Source organism: Methylosinus sporium (assembly GCF_003113265.1).
In the GTDB taxonomy this organism is placed as follows: domain Bacteria; phylum Pseudomonadota; class Alphaproteobacteria; order Rhizobiales; family Beijerinckiaceae; genus Methylosinus; species Methylosinus sporium.
The window spans coordinates 26,940-45,113 of the sequence record NZ_PUIV01000032.1 but is presented as its reverse complement, the minus strand read 5'-3'; the positions used below and the strand labels follow the sequence as shown (position 1 = coordinate 45,113).

The 18,174-nt window shown below is 62.6% G+C and carries 11 protein-coding genes and 1 pseudogene; 5 read left to right on the top strand and 7 right to left on the bottom strand.

The features are described 5' to 3' along the window. The first annotated feature begins 87 nt into the window (after positions 1 to 87). The 3 genes from C5689_RS15745 to C5689_RS18980 all read left to right on the top strand — a co-directional run bounded on the left by C5689_RS15745 (position 88) and on the right by C5689_RS18980 (position 9,126). Positions 88 to 318 (top strand): hypothetical protein, encoded by a 231-nt coding sequence (locus tag C5689_RS15745; protein ID WP_108918200.1) that lies wholly within the window; start codon positions 88 to 90, stop codon positions 316 to 318. A 48-nt stretch (positions 319 to 366) separates the two neighbouring features. Next, positions 367 to 921 (top strand): hypothetical protein, encoded by a 555-nt coding sequence (locus C5689_RS15740; RefSeq protein WP_146188402.1) that lies wholly within the window; start codon positions 367 to 369, stop codon positions 919 to 921. 1,611 nt (positions 922 to 2,532) lie between these two features. Next, a complete protein-coding gene (locus C5689_RS18980) occupies positions 2,533 to 9,126 on the top strand; it encodes a S8 family serine peptidase (RefSeq protein WP_158271819.1) in 6,594 nt (2,197 codons plus the stop codon). 1,360 nt (positions 9,127 to 10,486) lie between these two features. Here C5689_RS18980 and C5689_RS19135 read toward each other — a convergent pair. Together C5689_RS19135 and C5689_RS15715 are read right to left on the bottom strand one after the other, a co-directional pair. Then, positions 10,487 to 10,906 (bottom strand): annotated as a pseudogene (locus C5689_RS19135) (glycosyltransferase family 2 protein); the annotation flags it as partial. A gap of 188 nt (positions 10,907 to 11,094) precedes the next feature. Beyond that, positions 11,095 to 12,225 carry a HupE/UreJ family protein gene (locus tag C5689_RS15715; protein WP_108918209.1) on the bottom strand — a complete coding sequence of 377 codons (1,131 nt, stop codon included), beginning with the start codon at positions 12,223 to 12,225 and terminating at the stop codon, positions 11,095 to 11,097. 220 nt (positions 12,226 to 12,445) lie between these two features. On the opposite strand from C5689_RS15715, the gene C5689_RS15710 reads away from it, so the two are divergent. Further along, a complete protein-coding gene (locus tag C5689_RS15710) occupies positions 12,446 to 12,979 on the top strand; it encodes a copper resistance CopC family protein (protein ID WP_244594744.1) in 534 nt (177 codons plus the stop codon). A gap of 77 nt (positions 12,980 to 13,056) precedes the next feature. After that, the gene (locus C5689_RS15705) at positions 13,057 to 13,626 is read left to right on the top strand and encodes a hypothetical protein (RefSeq protein WP_166141610.1); all 570 of its coding nucleotides are present in this window, start codon (positions 13,057 to 13,059) and stop codon (positions 13,624 to 13,626) included. A gap of 10 nt (positions 13,627 to 13,636) precedes the next feature. On the opposite strand, the gene C5689_RS15700 is transcribed toward C5689_RS15705, so the two are convergent. The 5 genes from C5689_RS15700 to C5689_RS15680 form a co-directional block, all read right to left on the bottom strand. Beyond that, positions 13,637 to 14,788, bottom strand: a complete 1,152-nt coding sequence (locus C5689_RS15700) for a PepSY-associated TM helix domain-containing protein (protein WP_108918207.1) — start codon at positions 14,786 to 14,788, stop codon at positions 13,637 to 13,639. Positions 14,789 to 15,288: 500 nt separating this feature from the next. After that, complete coding sequence (locus C5689_RS15695) at positions 15,289 to 15,507, bottom strand: YdcH family protein (protein ID WP_108918206.1); 219 nt, start codon at positions 15,505 to 15,507, stop codon at positions 15,289 to 15,291. A gap of 111 nt (positions 15,508 to 15,618) precedes the next feature. Continuing rightward, on the bottom strand, positions 15,619 to 16,209 hold the full coding sequence (locus C5689_RS15690) for a hypothetical protein (protein ID WP_146188400.1): 591 nt from the start codon (positions 16,207 to 16,209) through the stop codon (positions 15,619 to 15,621). 10 nt (positions 16,210 to 16,219) lie between these two features. Beyond that, a complete protein-coding gene (locus C5689_RS15685; RefSeq protein ID WP_108918192.1) occupies positions 16,220 to 17,656 on the bottom strand; it encodes a protein adenylyltransferase SelO family protein in 1,437 nt (478 codons plus the stop codon). A 156-nt stretch (positions 17,657 to 17,812) separates the two neighbouring features. Beyond that, positions 17,813 to 17,992: a YdcH family protein gene (locus C5689_RS15680; protein WP_108918191.1), complete on the bottom strand. Its 180-nt coding sequence runs from the start codon at positions 17,990 to 17,992 to the stop codon at positions 17,813 to 17,815. Between the last annotated feature and the right edge of the window lie 182 nt (positions 17,993 to 18,174).

Below are 18,174 nucleotides of genomic sequence, written 5' to 3'. Positions count from 1 at the left end.
TCGAACGAATCGCCAACCGATGGCCCAACAAGAACATCGAGGCGCTCATGCCCTGGAATTTCAAGCCCACCGAGTGAACGGCGCCGGGTGTGCGCTTACGATACGCGCTCCTATTGGCTCGGCGGCGGCAGCGGCTCGCTGACGCTGCGGGGCGGCGCGGGCATCGGCGACGATGTGTTCAACGCCGCGGGCATGACGATGAACGCTTTCCTCGACGGCGCCGGCGGCAACGACACTTTGATCGGCGGGATCGCGGCGGGCGCGAGACGCCGCGGCGTAACGCGGATGCGAGTGGATTGGCAGTCCGTGTGCGGATGAGCTATTGAATGGAATTGCGTCTCGGGGCCCGTCAGGCGGAATTTTTTTTTGGAATCTTTTGCGGGTTATGCCGTTCTCGATCGTCCTTATAAATATAAGGAGCGATCGGCGCTGGCTCAACGTGGATCAAGATTCGAACGCGCTCATCTGAGGGAGGGTCATTTCATTTTGTTCGCTCATGACGTTGCAGGGGAGCTGGAGGGCGTTTTACGGCACATCCTGTTGCCACTCGCCATCCTATCGATCGCTATCAGGGCGTTCTTACATTGGGCTCAAAAGACAAAGGACTGGAGGCCGTGGATTTCGCCTGGACCATTGGCATTGTTGCTCGCCATGCTGGCAACCCCCGTGTATCTACTCCTCGTTATGAGGTTTCAATCTTTCTATTCTGGTGACTTCAGCATAGAGCATATTGTGGCAGGTGTTGTGATGGCGCTGTTTCTTTCGGCGCCGCTTCTATGTCTTCTTGGCCCGGCATTTTGGCTGTTGCGCTGGAGAGCTGCTCGTGGTCGGTGGGCGCCGAGCGATGGGACGCTCTACACCTTTGGTGTGTTCTGTATTGTTGCCGAATATTTATGGCTCTCATACGTATTGAGTCATTAGCCTAAACAAGCCTGAAGGGGAGCCGTTATGGCATCTACTCTGAGAGTTACTCCCATTACGCCGTTCATCCGCGATTACCTCGCCAAACACGGGGCCGCCATAAAGTCGTACGCCCAATTGCTCGGCGTTCCGTCGACTGCTCTTGCGGGCGCAGTCAGCGAAGAAATGCGGAACGTATATGTTGAAGGCCTCGATATCGGGGCCGCGGCCCAAACGCTTTTGGATTGGAACGCATCAACTTTCAGCCATCTTCAGATTTTGAACGACTTTTCTGCGCGCCGGCCAGACATTGTTTCGGGTGTAAAGCCCAGCAATCCTCAAAAGATAATAAGCCCTACTGCTAACGATCTTGGCCCGGGAAACATCAACCTCGGGCAGGCCATTCTCCAACTACAGCGCTATTTGGCTGACCCGACCTATGCCAACGACCCTCTCAACCTGAGACAATATGAGAATGACTACCAACTGTTGGCCAGGGATCTCACCAGCCTCTCCAGCAACGCGACGTTCGCGTTCGCAGTCTTGGTCCTGAAGGACGGCGTCGCCGATTACACCCGAATCTTCGGCTCTGAGTTTACAGCTGCCCCCCTCGACGTTCGATCGGCGTTGCTGACGACCTATTTCAAACAAGGCGCCGGGGAATTCGCCAAGAAGCATCCGGAGTCTTCCGCCGGACAGCAGCCTTTGCCCAATCCCAGCGGAGGGGACGGTGGTCCTTTCGTGCTCGATCCATCCAATTTTCAAATATTGCAGGACGTCATAAACAACCCGACGATCGGTCCTCTCCCATCCAATCCTTTGGACGGCGTTCAATATGGCTCGACCGATGGCACGGGCCTCACTCTGGCCGGCGCTTCGGATGCGTCGGGGAATAATTGGTTCGTGCATTTCGATGTCGTGTCCGACATCACCACTGTGGGAACTAGCGCATTTGGCGTGCTGGGAACGATTAGCGCTGAAGCCGAATTTGGAATCAGTACAGCCGCAGCGGGAAGGCTGGCTGTTATCCTTAGTGGTCGCAGCATTTTAGGTCTGAACCCGGCCGGTGAATACGATTTGAATGTTGGCGGGACATCGGTGTTCAGTGCCGCAGCGGGCAGCAGCGCGGAACTGGATTCATCTGGACTCAATATCAGCGGTTCGTGGCTCCAGAATTCGAGGGCTCTGGCGGAGTTCACAACGGATGAGGCCCTGTCGCTCATCTTCGAGCAGCGCTCGGGCGACGGTACAATCGTCACCAAGCCGAATACATTGTCGCTCGGCTCACTTTCCGGGCTCGGTCAAGGCGCATTGCGTCTCAACGCAGGCGGCAGCTACAGTTTTGCTGTCGGAACGAGTGATGTGTTGCGAATCAACCCCGACAGCTCAGCCACGCTGACGAATGCGTCGAATCAGGTGCTACGGACATGGAGCGCTGGCGTGCTCGGCTCGGTGCGGCAAGCGCCGACCGGATCAATAATCATCGGTGAGGTCGTGACAGCAACGAGCGCTGGCAGTGTGCTCGCGCAATATGTTCTCGATCCGATGACTGGCGCGCTAACTTCGCTCGGACGGAGCACTTTTGTCCCATCGCCAATAGCCTCGCATGGGACGACGGCAACGCCAGCCGATGTGGCAGCGGCAGCGACGGCTCTACAAACCTCCGTCAACACACAAGTGGGCGTTTCCATCCCTTCCGGCGCGGCCGACAACTCCCATCTCGACGTCGGCGGCGGCAATTGGTCCACCGGCGCGCCGGCGCAGCAGAACCCGGCGGTCGTCGAACCGCGGCCCGATGCGCCCGGCGGGCTCGGCTTCGCCTCCGGCGCCTTCCATGCGGCGACGCCCAATATCAACGCCAATGGCTATCTTCCCGTCGCGCAGAACTATCTCGTGACCGGCAATGTCAATTGGGCCCGCCAGACCGTGCAAGCGGCTTTCGATGATTTCGCGCAGCGAATCGACAACAACGGCGACGCCTATGTCAGCACGCCGGAAATCGTCGGCACGCCGAATTACTATCTCACAGCATTCCGCTACAGCGCGCTCGAGGCGCAAGCCACAACGCTGCAAAACATCGATCCTCTCGTGCTCGATCTCGACGGCGACGGAATCGAGCTGACCAGCTGGATCGAGACCAACATCTTCTTCGACACGCTCGGCGACGGCAAGCTGCATCAGACCGGATGGGTCGCCGATCACGACGGAATTCTCGCGCTCGATCTCGACGGCAACGGCAAGATCGACAGCATCAAGGAAACCATCTCCGTCCATTACAACGGCGGAAGTTTCGCCGATGGCATAGCCGCCCTCGCCAGCCTCGCGCAGCCGGGCGCGACCAGCTTCTCACGCGCGACGTCGCTCACCAATGCGGCGACCGGCCGTCTCTATTTCGACGATCTGCGCGTGTGGGTCGACGCGAATCACGACGCTAAAACCGACGCCGGCGAGTTGAAGACGCTCGGCGAGCTCGGCGTCGCCTCGATCAGCCTCGCCGGGGCCGGAAACAAGGGCGAGAACATCGCCGGCAACGACATATTGAACCGCACCACATTCGCCAAGACCGACGGGACGACCGGACAGGTGGCGAGCGTCGATTTTCAGGTCGAAGGCGCGGCGATCACCACCAGCAATCTCGGCGGCGCGACTGTGATCAAATCCGAAGGCTCGGCGAGCGTCACCTCCTATGTGGTGACGGACGGCGCCGGCCATTCGCTCGACGCCTCGAGCTTCACGCTCGCCGACGGAACCCATCCCAACGCCTTTTATTCGACGACGGGCAATGACAGCTTCCTGGTCGACGCGACGGATACGCGCTCCTATTGGCTGGGCGGCGGCAGCGGCTCGCTGACGCTGAGGGGCGGCGCGGGCAATGACGTGCTGATCATCAACGCCGCCACGGCGCAGGCCAATATAGACGGCGGCGGCGGCTTCGACATCGTCAAGGTGAACGACACGCGCGGCGTGACGCTCGATCTCGCCGCGGCGCATGTGGAGGAGGCGATCGGCGATATCGGCGACGATGTGCTCAACGCCTCGGGCATGACCGCCAACGCCTTTCTCGACGGCGCCGGAGGAAATGACATTCTCATCGGCGGGATCGCCAATGACGCGATCGGCGGCGGGGCTGGTGACGACTATATCGACGGCGGACGCGGCAATGACATTCTGCGCGGCGGCGACGGCCGCGATCTGATCTTCGGCGGGGATGGCGACGATCTCGTGTTCGGCGAAGGCGGCGACGACACGCTGGTCGGCGGCGCCGTCTCGGGGACGAGCGGCGCCAATATGCTCGAGGGCGACGAGGGCAATGACCTCTTGATCGGAACCGGCGGCTATACGGTGGCGCGCTATCGCGGCTCTTTCTCCGAATACAGCTTCACGCGCAACGCCGACGGGACCTTCACCATCGCGGACAGCCAGGCGGGGCGCGACGGAACCGACACTCTGAAGGATATTTCGGCGCTCGAATTCGCCGACATCAGCCAGATTCCGGTGAACGCCAGCCTGCCCAATTACGGCTATGGCATGCCGGTGAACGATCGGGTCGAGGTGTCCGGCCCCGGCCCTTATGTGATCGCCGCCGCGAACCTTCTCGGCAATGACAAGAATTACGCCGGCCTGTCGCTGTCGATTCGCGAGCTTCTCGATGTGAACGGCAATGCGATCGCGCGGGGCGCGAGCGGCGCTGTGGTGGGCGGCGTGGCGGCGCTCAGCGCCGACGGCGGCGCGATCACCTTCACGCCCACGGCCGGCTTCACCGGCGTGATGAAATTCAAGTATCATATTTCGGACAGCGCCGGAAAGACCGGCGCGCTCGTGCAGCAGGTCGGCACGACCAATACGGCCGAAGTGACCGGCACGGTCTATCTCAACACGCCCGACCAGCCGACCGAGGAGCTGTTCGATCAGCAATGGTATTTGCCCGAGACGAATATCCTGCCTGTGTGGAAGGACTACACGGGCGCGGGCGTCCGCGTTGCGGTCTTCGATCCATCCGGCAATGCCGACCTGACGCATCAAGACCTTGCCGCCAACGCCGGGGATTCGACCAAGGTCAACGGCAATACTGGCGTCGAAAAATATGGCTCCCATGCGACTCTGGTCGCCGGCGTCATCGGCGCCGCGCGCGACGGCAGGGGGGTCGTGGGCGTGGCCTATAATGCGAACATCAGTTCTATCGCCATTCCCACCGACAGCAGCGCCAATCTGAACAATCTGCGTCTGTGGAAGAACTACGATGTCGTTAATAACAGTTGGAATATCGCTCCCGCCTTCGCGGACAGCTTCCTCAAATATCCAGATTATGAAGGCGCCTATCTCGACGCGGTCAACCTGGGACGCGGCGGCAAGGGGACGATATTGGTCTTCGCCGCCGGCAATGACCGGACGACCCGCAACACAAACGATCTGAACGAGACCAATTCGCTTTATGGAATCACGGTCGCCGGGATCAACGCCAAAACCGATCTTGCATCTCTGACGATCGGTCCCAACCCATTCAGCACGCGAGGAGAGACAATTCTCGTATCGGCGCCAGGCTCGAACATCACTTCGACCGGCGAACTCGTGACGAGCTCGACAGGCACGGTGTTCGGCAGCGATTACGCCACTGCCGAAGGCACGTCCTTCGCGACGCCGATCGTCTCGGGTATCGCGGCCCTGATGCTGGAGGCGAATCCAAACCTCGGCTATCGCGACGTGCAGGACATCCTCGCCTATTCCGCCCGCAAGGTGAATGATCCGACGACATCTTGGCAGACCAATCTCGCCAAGAACTGGAACGGCGGCGGGCTCCACTACAGCCGCGACTACGGATTTGGCGAGGTCGACGCACGCGCCGCCGTGCGCTTGGCCGAGACCTGGCAGGGCCAGAAGACCATCAGCAATTTGATGACGACTAGTTGGGCCGGCAGCCAAACGGCGACCGTAGGGAACGGCGCGCATGTCGTCATTAATTCCAGCGGCGCGTCTTTCACCTACACCAATATTTTCCCTATTTCATACGCTCCCTCAGTGTCCGGCATGCATGTCGAACATGTCGAGGCCTACGTCGATCTTGACGTCGACGCCTATCCGCTGAACGATATCAAGGTCATCCTCGAACCCATCCATCCGACTGTTTCGACGCTGAACTGGTATGGAACGGTCTACAGCCTCACCAATTACAATTACGTCGATAGCCAAGCGTCAGTCTTGCTGGACGGCGAGCAATCAGTCCCGACGAATGCGGCCTATGTCACCAGCGCAGACGGGCACCGACATCTCCAGTTCGTGTACGGCTCGGTGAAGTATCGCGGCGAGGACCCGGGCAGCGATCCTTGGGTGCTTCGGATCGTTCGCAATTCGACAGGTCAGGAGGTGGCGCCTGCGGCCAATTGGAGCATCCGCTTCGTCGGATCGAGCGCTTCTGATCCACAGCAGTGGATTTTCACTGACGAATATGGGGGCGGCGCCAGCATTACGCCGGTGACCGGCACAGACAGCTTCAATGCCGCTGCGGCGACCGGCGACAACGTCATCGATCTGCGCGCCGGCACGTCTGACTCGTTGATTGACGGCAAGACGGTGACGGTAAACGGAAACCTCGGCAAGGGCTTTGGCGGCGACGGCAATGACGTTCTGATCGCCAATGCGTTTGGAGACGAGCTCGATGGAGGCCGGGGGAACGATCAGTTCTTCGGCGGCGCAGGCAATGACGCACTGGACGGCGGCCAAGGCAATGACATCCTGACTGGCGGCGGCGGCTACGACACTTATGAATTCGACGCGAAGGGCGGCCAGGACGTCATCGTCAACGGCGTCGCCACGAATGCCGGGCCGAGCGGCGAGCTCGCTATGGGCGGTGGCGTTTCTCTATTCGACCTCCGGTTCATGCGGTCCGGCAATGATCTCGTCATCACCGTGATCGGCGCCGAGAGTCGAGTCGCTGTCCGCGACTGGTTCGCCGGTGCATATGCGCAGCTTACGAAACTCACCTTCTCCGACGGGTCGCAAATTGGAGCATCCGCGATCGCCGCCCTCGCCACGCTCGCCGATGCGCCGAGCGGCGTGATCGAGAACGCCGGCAACATCGCTCTCGTGGCGGCAGGCAATAATTACGGGCTCTACGGCAAGGACGGCTCGGGAAATCCGACGACGGGGCCGCTTCTGCGATATCAGGGCGGCGCCGTGACTGCGGGCCAGTTCTCGGGGTGGTCGCCGGTAGCCGCGGCGCAAACGGCGAGCGGTTATGTGGCGGCGCTCCGGAGTGCGGACGCCGCGTCGTATTCGATCTGGAGCGTCGACGCCGGCGGCAATTACGTCACCAGTGTGGACATCGAGAAGAACGACCCTCGTCTGTGGTCGTATGAGACGCAGTTCAATTTCGATCTCGGCGGCGACGGCAAGATCGGCGCGCCGCTTTCGCCGAGCGGCGTGATCGAGAACGCCGGCAATGTCGCTCTCGTGGCGGCAGGCGGTTATTACGGGCTCTACGGCATGGACGGCGGGGGGAATCCGACGCGGGGGCCGCTCCTGCGATATCAGGGCGCCGCCGTGACTGCGGGCCAGTTCTCCGGGTGGTCTCCGGCAGCCGCGGAAAAAACGGCGAGCGGTTATGTGGCGGCGTTCCGAAGTGCGGACCACACGTCGTTTTCGATCTGGAGCGTCGACGCCGACGGCAATTATATTTCCAATGTGGGCGTCGAGGATAACGACCCGGGTCTGTGGTCGTACGAGACGCAGTTCGATTTCGACCTCGACGGCGACGGCAGGATCGGCGCGCCGATTTCGCCGAGCGGGGTGATCGAAAATACCGGCAATGTCGCCCTCGTGACGGTGAGCGGTTATTACTGGCTCTACGGCAGGGACGGCGCCGGGAATCCGACGACAGGGCCGGTCCTGCGATATCAGGGCGCCGGCGTGACGCCGGGCCAGTTCCCCGGATGGTCGCTGGTCGCCGCGGAGCAAACCGCGAGCGGCTATGTGACAGCGTTCTGGAGCGCGGATCTCACGTCGTTTTCGATCTGGAGCGTCGCCGCCGACGGCAATTATCTTTCCCATGTGGGCGTCGCGGAGAACGACCCCGGCCTGTGGTCGTATGAGACGCAGCTCAGTTTCGACCTCGACGGCGACGGCAAGATCGGCGCGCCGATTTCGCCGAGCGGGGTGATCGAAAACACCGGCAATGTCGCTCTCGTAATGGTGAGCGGCTATTACTGGCTCTACGGCAGGGATGGCGCCGGAAATCCGACGACGGGGCCGGTCCTGCGATATCAGGGCGCGGGCGTGACGCCGGGTCAGTTCTCCGGGTGGTCGCTAGTCGCCGCGGAACAAACCGCGAGCGGCTATTTGGCGGCGTTCCGGAATGCGGCTCTCACGTCGTTTTCGATCTGGAGCGTCGACGCCGACGGCAATTATGTTTCCAATGTGGGCGTCGAGGCGAACGACCCAGGTCTGTGGTCGTATGAGACGCAGTTCAGTTTCGACCTCGACGGCGACGGCAATATCGGCGCGCCGATTTCGCCGAGCGATGTGATCGAAAACGCCGGCAATGTCGCCCTCGTGACGGTCGGCGGCTATTACTGGCTCTACGGCAGGGACGGCGCCGGGAATCCGACGACGGGGCCGGTCCTGCGGCATCAGGGCGCGGGCGTGACGCCGGGCCAGTTCTCCGGGTGGTCGCTGGTCGGCGCGGAGGCGACGGCGAACGGCTATGAAGTCGCCCTGCAGTCGACTGAAAAACAGTTCCTGATATGGAACGTCGACAAGCGCGGCAATTACCAATCCAGCGTGGAATTGGGCGGCGCGCGCGATAATGCGGACGGGAGCGGCGGCCTGTTCCTGCAAGGCGATGACCTGACCATAACGCTTTCTCAGACACGATCGACCGTGACTACGGCGGCCGGAAACGCATTTACAGTCGGCGGGCATGGGTCCGAATCGATCACGGCCTTCGGTCTGACCGACGAGACATTCATTTTTACGCCCGGAGCGGGCCAGGACATTCTCTACGGCTTTGTGGCCGGCGGCGGGACAGGACACGACACCTTGCAGTTCGACGCCTCGGCTTTCGGCGCGGGCCTGACCGCGGCCGATCAAAACGCCGATTGGCAGGCATTGTTGGCGCATACGGCGGACAACGCCGCCGGCTCCGCGGTGATCACAGATGTGTTCGGCGACAGCATCATCCTCAGCGGCCTTTCAAAGGCGTCGCTGACCGCGAGCGATGTACGATTCGTTTGAATACGGCTTCGACGATTTCCGGCGCGGATCGGGGCGAGACATCCATGGGAATTTGACTGAACCGCTCGGCGGCGCGCAACGCGCTCGCGTCGTTCCATCCTATGCTTTCCTCGCAGCGCTCGGCCGCCTCTCCGCCGCACGCCGGCTTCCATGCGCCGAGCTCTACGAGCCCGCCGCGCATCTGGAGGCGGCGAGAGACGAACGGTTCGGCTGGACTGACCGATCCAGGAGGAGCGGCGCGATAGGCACCGGATACTCGGGGCCTGGGTCGAGCGAGCTCAGCCTACAGTTTTATAGCTTGATTTCAATCGTATAAGCGTTCGCATCTCTGTCCCGACCGGCGCGCCAATGAAAATCGAGCATTACAGCCGCCATCGGATTTTGCCGTCCGACTCGGCCGGAGTAGGCAGGTGAATCTCGGCGTGGCGGCCGGCGTCCCAAATCGGGGTTTGCGCCGGGTCGGTTTTTAGAAATGCCAGAGCTGATCGCCGAGCTTTATCAGCTCCGGTAGGCTCAGCAGGCGTCCGAAAGTCAGGCAAAATTCGGCTATAGGGCGCGTCCAGGGCCGGGGAGCGCGTCTTTTCGAAGCGATCTGGCCTTTGCGGGCGCGTCTTATGCGTCTCGACAATTCCTCGAATCCATCCGCGCCGAGACATAGGCGCATCGCCTCCGCGCGCGCCGCCAATCGCGTCTCTATATAGCGCGCGAGGCTCTCATATTGCTGAAAGTCGGGGTGTACCGCATAGGATTTCTGCAGGCAGAGCAGGGCGCTGACATAGCGATCCGAGCCGAGGCGCGCGGCCAGCGCGTCGCCTTCGTCGATCAGCCGATCCACGACGGCGCGCCACGCCGCATATTCGGCCTTGAACGCCTTCATGGGGTCGGCGCTGTGGACGCCGCAAAGCTCGGCATGGCCCGCATATCCATTGCCGCCGTGAATTCGATAAATGGTGAGGGGGGCGTCGATGAGCGCGACGCCGCTCACGAGCCTCACGCCCTTATTCAGATAAGTGTCGCCGTGGAACCGCATATCCATGGACGTGCGGCCGCCGAGGAACAATGTCAGCGCGTCGCGCCGGAAACAATTGCCCGAGGTCGGCGCGGAGACCCAGTTTTCCCAATCATGCGCGTCGATGAAGTGAATGCGCGACTCGATATCGTTCAGCGGCGCTTCTTCGAACGGCCAGAGGCCGGAGGATAGGCCGAAGGGGCGCAGCCGCTCCTTTCGCAAGCCGCGTCCTGAAGCGATGAAGTCGCCAAAGGCGATCCACGACGTTCTGACCACGCCGCCCTTGGTGGATTGCAACATATCGGAAGAGGTGAAGCCGACCGCCGTCCGTAGTGAGAAATGCACGAAGATATGCGTTTCCACGAAGGTCGGGAGGAGGATGTCGTCGGCGTCGAGAAAGACGACATATTCGCCGGAGCTGGCGGCGAAGCCGGTGCCGAAAGCGGCCGTCTGCCCCTGATTGGCTCTATGCGAAATGATCTCGACTTGCGGATTTCGCCGTCGAATCGTCGCGAGAATGACCTCGCTTTCATCGGTCGACGCGTCGTCGACGATGATGCATTCGATGCGAGGATAGGTCTGAGCGAGCGCCGAATCGACCGCTTCGATCAAGAAGCGTCCATAATTATAGTTCGTGATGATTATGCTCACGAGCGGCAAGTCGAAGCCGAGCTTCCTGCCGGATGCGCGCCCTTCGCTCCGCCGATCGTCCTCGTCGACGAGTTTTATCTTATGGTCGGCGTCGTGAAATTGTGTAAAATCTTCAAGCATGGCCGACTCGACGCTTTATACTATTTGCGGCGATTTCGACGCCAATTCGGCGACGTCCCGTCGCGGCGGAAAATCGATTGTCGAGGATAATATACGTAATATACCGAATTGTAAAACGCGCGGCTCTGGACGTGGCGGATGCTCTCTTTGGAAGCGAGCGAGCCGAGTCCGCGCGACCGAAAAGCGCCCTAAACTCGCTCGAACAGCCAATAGGCGCCGAGACAGGCGATGACGCCCGAGCCGAGGCGCACGAGGCGCGGATCGCGCACTCCATGGGTGAACAGCCTGTCGAAGGCCGAGAGCAGGGGCAGCGCGATGAGCACGACGCCGATCTGGCCGGCCTCGACGCCGAGATTGAAGCTCGCCAGCGCCGGCGCGATGGCGCGCTGCGGCACGCCGATTTCGATGAGCCCGCTCGCAAAACCGAAGCCGTGGATGAGGCCGAAGACGAAAGTGTCGCGCCAGCGGCCTTCCACCTTGCAGGTGAAGAAATTCTCGATCGCGACATAGACGATCGACGCCGCGATCGCGATCTCCACCCAGCGGCTCGGCAGATCGACGAGGCCGAGCGCCGCCAGCGACAGCGTGATCGAATGCGAGACGGTGAAGGCGGTCACCAGCTTCACCACCGGCCAGACGCGCGTCGCCCACAGCATCACGGCGATGAGGAAGCACAAATGATCGTAGCCGGTCATAATGTGCTCGATCCCGGCGGCGAAGAATTTCGGCGCGAGCTCCCAGGGCGTCAGCAGCGGCTTGGAGAGATCGACCAGAGCGTCGCCGGGGAAGATCATGACCTCGCCCGGCGCCGGCTCCGCGCCGAGGCTCTGCGCCTCGGTGAGGCGCTCGTCGGCGTTGCGCTCGCCGACGCCGACGAGATGTTTCGCGCGCGATCCCTGCGCCTCGAGCAGTTTGTAGGGGTTGTAGAGGATTTGGCCCGGAACCGCGCTGCAATCCATGCGCAGCACGACTTTCGAGTCGCGCGGATTGGCGGGGTCCGCGCCCACCGAGACGATCTCGCTCGGGCAGGCGGCGCCGGCCTCGTTCTGCAGCGCGACGCGGCTTTGAATGAATTTGCCGATCATCGCCTCGATGACGCCCGGCTCGGTGAGATCGACATCGGCCCGGCTCGGCCCGCTCTCGGCGAACATGCGCTCTATGTCGGCGCCGAGAAAGCCGACATCGACGCGATAGCGGCCGTCTCCCTCGGGAACGATGCGGCTGCTGGAGATATCGGCCGTATGCGCCTTCGCCGTTCCCGCGCCGCCGACGACCGACAGGGCGACGATGAGCAGCAGAGCGATGCGCGAAAGCGCCATTCCTTCGACTCCCTTGACGCCTCGCGACATGGCGGCGTATGCACGAAATATCGATAGTGCATATCACGCCGATCTTGACAAGGCCGGCGTCCGGGCCGGCGTCCAGGCTCGTGTCGAGGAGCCGATCGGGCGCCGCGGCGCACAATCACAAGTCGAGCGTGCGCCTTGCTCGCATTCGACGACCGGCTTAGCATCGATGGATGTACGACAGACGGAAACCATGATCCTTCCCGCCGCCGCTCCCCGATGCGAGCGACGCCGAGCCGGCGCCGGCCCCTGGTCGGCGGCCCGCAGCGTTCTTCTGGCGATCGGTTTTTCGATCGGCGTCGCGCCGAGCGCATTGGCGCGCGCGAGCGGCGCAGAGACGCTCCCCAACGACCGCCTGCCGCATTTCGAGAGGCTTCCCGGCCCTGCGCAGGAGCCGTCGCAGAAAGCGGAGCGGCCCATTCTGCTCGCCCATGCGATCGTCGTGCGCACCTCTCCGGCGCAGGACGGCGTCGCCGCCGGAAGCATCGGCAAAGTCGACGTCTGGTATGACGCCGGCATAAGGGACGCCTTCGCCGCGCTGGCGGTGATCAGCGCCTCCGGCGAGCGCGTCGACAAGCGCGATGCTGCGATCGACCGAGCCGACCCCGCTCATGTCTCGGTGAGCGTCAATCCGCTCGGTCCCGGCAAATATACGGTTCGCTATCGCGCTCTGTCCGCCGACGGCCATCTCGTCAGCGGCGCCTGGGATTTCGAGGTGCGCCCCTGAAAGGCGCGAAGGCCGGCGGCGAGCGGCCGTCTTCGCGCGACCATAAGCCGCTCCGCAAAGGGAAGGAAGCCGTCGCGATGAGCCCGAACGGCCGGATGAATCTGATTTTGTTCCTCGCCGTCGTGGTGATCGCCGCCGGCAATGTCGCCGCCTTCTCCTATTCTCTCTGGGGCCCTTCTTTCAGCCTGTATTGGAATGATTTTCTCGACGCGCATCTCTATCGGCCAGCGGTCAAGGCCGGCGACCGGACCATGGCGAACTGCCTCAAGGTGAGTGATTTCTATTCGGCGCGGCTGACCACCTATTTCCTCGCCGACTCGGACAAGAGCGCCGGCGGGCGGACCGACGATCTCAGCAAATACGACGAATATTGCGATCGGGTGCCGGGGACCGGAAAGGTGATCTTCTCCGTCACTCTGATGGAGAAAGACGTGCGGAGCCAGGCGGTCGCGCTGTCCTTCTACAAGACGGACGCCAAAGGCGGGCTCGAGCTCTTGACCGCCTTGCCCTCCAAGACGCATCCGGCTGGTTTCGTGACCTTGGAATCCTCTGTCGATCACAAGGGGAAATATATGCTGAAGCTCGCTTTCGGCGACGGCAAGAGCGATGAGGACATGATCGAAATGCCGATTTCGGTCGGCCAGTGACGTCTTCGCGTCATATCGTCCGGCGGCGCGCGCGGCGCTTGTGGCGCCATCGCAGGACGCCGGTCACGTAGAGGAGCAGGGGCGCGAGCCCCGTCAGCAGAACCATCGTGCGGCCGAGCGCGCCGAAGGCCTCGCCGCAATGCAGCGGGAACAGCCATTCGAGCAGCGTCTCGCCGGCGGTGAACTCGCCGCGGTCCTGCGTCTGCAGCACGCGTCCGCTGTAGCGGTCGACGCCGACATTGCGGAATGTCTTGGTCCGATTGGGCTCGTCCGCCGATTGCTCGCCGACGACATAGACGCCGTCTTCGCCGCTCGGCAGCAAAATCCAATGCAGCCGACCCGTCGGAAAAATCTGCTCCGCGCTGGCGACCGCCGCGTCGATGCCGATCGGCGCTCGGCCGGGGATAGGCGTCGATTTTCCAAAATCGGGTTCGGGGCGTACGGGGGAGATGAGAGTCGCCAGCGAATGCGTCGCCGGCTTGAAAATCATCGCGACTCCGGTGGCGAGCGTCGCGAGCAGAAGAATGGCGAAATAGGCCCCGACGCATCTGTGCGCGTCATAGGCGACCCGCTCGAAGCTCGCGCCCCATTTGATCGTCAAGCCCTGCCGCCATCGGCCATTGCGCGGGCGCCAGAGATAAAGTCCGAAGAGAACGGAGAAGAACAAAAGAATTCCGACGGCGCCGACGAGATAGGCGTTGTTCGCGCCGAGCAGCAGCGTCCAGTGAAAGGCCATGACGATCTGGACGAAAGGCTGCGAGAACACATCGTCGCCATGCGAATATAAGCGGCTGCCGATGACTTTGGCCGTATAGGGATCGACGAACAGCTGGTGGAAGTAGCTGTCGAGATCGTCGCTTTCGACCATGTAGCTCACGATCGCGGCCGCGCGCGAATGACGCGGGAGCGTGATGCGTTCAGGCCGTCCGTCCGCCGGAATGGCGGCGGTCGCCGCCGCGAAAATCTCGTCGAGCGGACGCATGGCGGGTCGCGTCGGCGATTCGACGCGCATGAGCGGGGCGTTCAGCCACTCGTCAATGTCCTCGCGAAAGGCGAGCAGCGCGCCGCTGAGCCCGATGAGCACGAAGATCGCGCCGGCGAAGAGGCCGATGATGCGATGCGTCGCCAGAAAAATCTCGCGGCCCGAGCCGGTTCGACTCATGACAGACGCCTCCGCCGTCTCGACTGCGGGCGCGGCGGGATCGAGACAGTTTTCGTTTCGGCTTCGCCCGCGCTCCGCGGCCGCGAGGGGAGCGTCTTCCGCGGCCTGTGTCAATGGCGCCGAAGCGCCGGGTTTTCGCGGCGCGACCGCGCCGGTCGTGGCGCCGCATTCCGACAAATTTCGATCGCGCGCCTCGGGATGTTTTGGTTGCGGGCCGCAAATGTGTAATATCGAATGATCGAGGCGCCGGCTGCGATGTCGCGCGCCCGAAGGGCGATGCTCACTGCGCTGTTCCGTCGCATTTCGGCATATTGTATCTCTCTTGAACAGGCCTAGGCTCGCCAAAATTGAAAAAAGCACGGCGGAGGACCGTATGGGGAGCGCCCAGGAAAGCAAAGAGACAGTGAGGCTGGTGGCGGTCATCGCGATCGTCGCGGTCGTTTCCCTCGTCGTCGCTGTCGGCCTCAGAATGTGGAAATAGCGTGTCGCTTTCGCCCGTCTCAGGCGATGATGTCGGGCGTCAGCTGATCTTCCAGAAAAGCGATGCGGTCGCGCAGCAGCAATTTTCGCTTTTTCAGCCGCTGAATTTGCAGCTGGTCCACGGCGCCGACGGTGAGAAGGGCGTCGATCGCATCCTCGAGATCCCGGTGCTCGAGCCTCAAACGCTCTACTTCGACCCGGATCGAGCTGCGTTCTGTTTCGTTGAGTTCATCGATCATTAGGAGAGCCTGCCCGAGCGGCGCGGCGAGTCGTGACATGTGATTATCGCCTCGCATCGCCTTCATCTTCAAGTCCCGATACGGCGGCGGCTCCGCATAAATTCCAAAGGATCAGTCGACCGCGACCGCTTTGTCCAGCTCCACGCAAGCCGAAGCGTCGACGCGCTCCAGCTCGAAGACCCGATTGTGGCGCGTGAGCTCCAGACGGATCGCTTTCTTGTTCTGATCCGGGCCGCGCCAGCCGCTCACGCTTTCGTCCAGATAGAGCGTGAGCGAAGCGCCGTCCTCCGCGAGATCGATGGGGAAGTCGCCGCCTTCCGCAGCCGCGCCGCCGAGGCCGTCGCGCGCCATGCAGCGGGCGGCGGCGTCCTCGCGGAACGATCGCGCGAGGCGGGGGCCGCCGACGTCGCGATTGGCCTCCTCGCTCCAGGCGCAGCCACCGACGACATAGAAGGGCTTGCCATGGCCTTTGTGACGGAATTCGACGCGCAGCTCGCGCTCATTCTCGGCGGCGGGGAACTCGCGCCGAAGCGAGAGCCGCACCGAGACGACCGTCTGGCCGGGATGCGCGCGCAGATAGGCTTCGTCGAAGCGGTTGAAGAAGCAGGCCCCGCTCGGCGGGATTTTCTCGATCAGCAGATTTTTGGCCGCGGCGGCGCTCGAGAGAGCGCAGAGCAGACAGATGCAGATCGAGCGGTTCATCTTCCGAACGTCATCCCCCGGCGGGCGCCGGCGCATAGGCTTCGCGCATCGACGCGATCTGGGCGATCTTGTCGTCGAGCGCGCTCCAATCGTCGCGCTCGGCGATCTGCGCCCAAATCGATTCGACCTCTTCTATCAGCATAGTGCAGGGCGTGGCGCGACGGAAATAGGGGTGGTCGAGATTGGCGCCCGGCGCCGTCTCATGCGCGGCGAGCGCCTCGCGCATGCCTGCGAATTCCGGCGCGTCATAGGCCGCCGCCTGCGGGCTCGCGGCGGCGCGCTCGCGGCTCGCCATGCCGCCGCGCCAATCGAAGAAGGTCTGTTCGAAAGACGTCTGCGTCTTGCCGAGAAATTCCAGCAGAGTTTTCGCGAGGGCGGCGTCCTGCTCGGGATCTCGCGCCGGCAGCAGGCCGAAGCGATCGAGCAGGGCGAGTCGGAACTCGCGCTGAAGATGGTTCTGATAGCCGCCGAGTATCTGTTCCGTCCGCTGCAGCCCGACCTGCTGCAGAATGGTTTCGGCGAGCCGCGTCAGGTTCCAGCCGAGGGCGCCGGGCTGGCGGCCGAAAGAATAGAGCCCGCTGTCGTCGAAATAGGCCGCCGTGAATTGCGGATCATAGCGCGGCGCGAAACGCCACGGTCCATAATCGAAGCTCTCGCCCGTTATGTTGATATTGTCCGAATTGAGCACGCCATGGACGAAGCCCGCCGCCATATAGCGGGCGGCGAGCCGCGCCACGCGCGCCGCCACGCGCTCCAGAAAGGCGCCGGCGCGGCTTTCCGCCGGCTCGCCCGCGAGCTCGGGGAAATAATGGGCGACGCAATGCGTGACGAGCCGGCCGAGCGCCTCTTCGTCGCCGATATGGGCGAGGCGCTGGAATGTGCCGATGCGGATATGGGAATGAGACAGCCGCACCAGCACGCTGGAGCGGGTCGGCGAGGGCTCGTCGCCGCGATAGAGCGGCTCGCCGGTCTCGATCAGGCTGAAGCTCTTGGAGGTGTCGACGCCGAGCGCCTCCAGCATTTCCGTGGCGAGAATCTCGCGCACGCCGCCCTTGAGCGTGAGCTTGCCGTCGCCCTGGCGCGACCAGGGCGTGCGGCCGGACCCCTTCGTGCCGAGATCGAGCAGGCGCCCGTCCTCAATGTCGCGCAATTGCGCGAACAAAAAGCCGCGGCCGTCGCCGATGTCGGGATTGTAGGCGCGGAATTGATGGCCGTGGTAGCGCAGCGCCAGCGGCTTGGGGAAACCGCCGGGCAGCGGCTCGAAACGGCCGAGATGGGCGATCCATTCCTCCTCGGTCAGCGTATCGAGGCCGACGCGCGCCGCCCAGCGCTGATTGCGATAGCGCAAAATATGCTGCGGGAAGCGGGCGGCGTCGACGGGATCGAAAAAACCGTCGCCGAGCGCGGCGTGGAGCGTTTCGGCGCGATAGCGCGGGGCAGGGGGCATGGGTCTCGGCTCTCGCTTTGGCAGGAGATTCTGCGGCTCTGAGCCCCGCGAAGCAAGCCGGGCGCCCGCGCGGCGCGGGCGGAGCGAGAGAGGACCGCCAAAAAAAAAAGGCGGAGAAAGCTCTCCGCCTCGACGCTGGACCTCGGGTTCCGGCTGTCAGTGGAGGCTGGCGCCTTGCCGCAGCTTGTTGATCTCGTCCTTGAGCTGAAGCTTTTTTCGCTTCAATTCGTGGAGCTTCGAATCGTCGTATCGGGGATGATGCTGCACCTGCGCGATCTCTTTCTTGAGCGCCTGATGGCGGCGTTCGAGCTCGACGAGATGGGTCTGTAGCGACATACGGCGCCTCCTTTGGTTGATGACAGAAGGACGACGCCAGTGTGACAGGAATTATATGGCCCGCAAGGGGCGGCGACGTCGCGGGGGCGCGAATTATTTCGTTCAAAAGCCCTGGCCGCGGAACGAATTCTTAAAGTTTTCAGGCGTCGGGTCGATGTTCGGCCGCGCGCGGGGAAACCGTT

What these genes read in the sequence shown, in the direction of transcription:
- C5689_RS15710 (WP_244594744.1), top strand. Translation starts at nt 12,446, where the DNA reads ATGATCCTTCCCGCCGCCGCTCCCCGATGCGAGCGACGCCGAGCCGGC.
- C5689_RS15715 (WP_108918209.1), bottom strand. Translation starts at nt 12,225, where the DNA reads ATGGCGCTTTCGCGCATCGCTCTGCTGCTCATCGTCGCCCTGTCGGTC.
- C5689_RS15705 (WP_166141610.1), top strand. Translation starts at nt 13,057, where the DNA reads ATGAGCCCGAACGGCCGGATGAATCTGATTTTGTTCCTCGCCGTCGTG.
- C5689_RS15680 (WP_108918191.1), bottom strand. Translation starts at nt 17,992, where the DNA reads ATGTCGCTACAGACCCATCTCGTCGAGCTCGAACGCCGCCATCAGGCG.
- C5689_RS15700 (WP_108918207.1), bottom strand. Translation starts at nt 14,788, where the DNA reads ATGAGTCGAACCGGCTCGGGCCGCGAGATTTTTCTGGCGACGCATCGC.
- C5689_RS15695 (WP_108918206.1), bottom strand. Translation starts at nt 15,507, where the DNA reads ATGATCGATGAACTCAACGAAACAGAACGCAGCTCGATCCGGGTCGAA.
- C5689_RS15685 (WP_108918192.1), bottom strand. Translation starts at nt 17,656, where the DNA reads ATGCCCCCTGCCCCGCGCTATCGCGCCGAAACGCTCCACGCCGCGCTC.
- C5689_RS15690 (WP_146188400.1), bottom strand. Translation starts at nt 16,209, where the DNA reads ATGAACCGCTCGATCTGCATCTGTCTGCTCTGCGCTCTCTCGAGCGCC.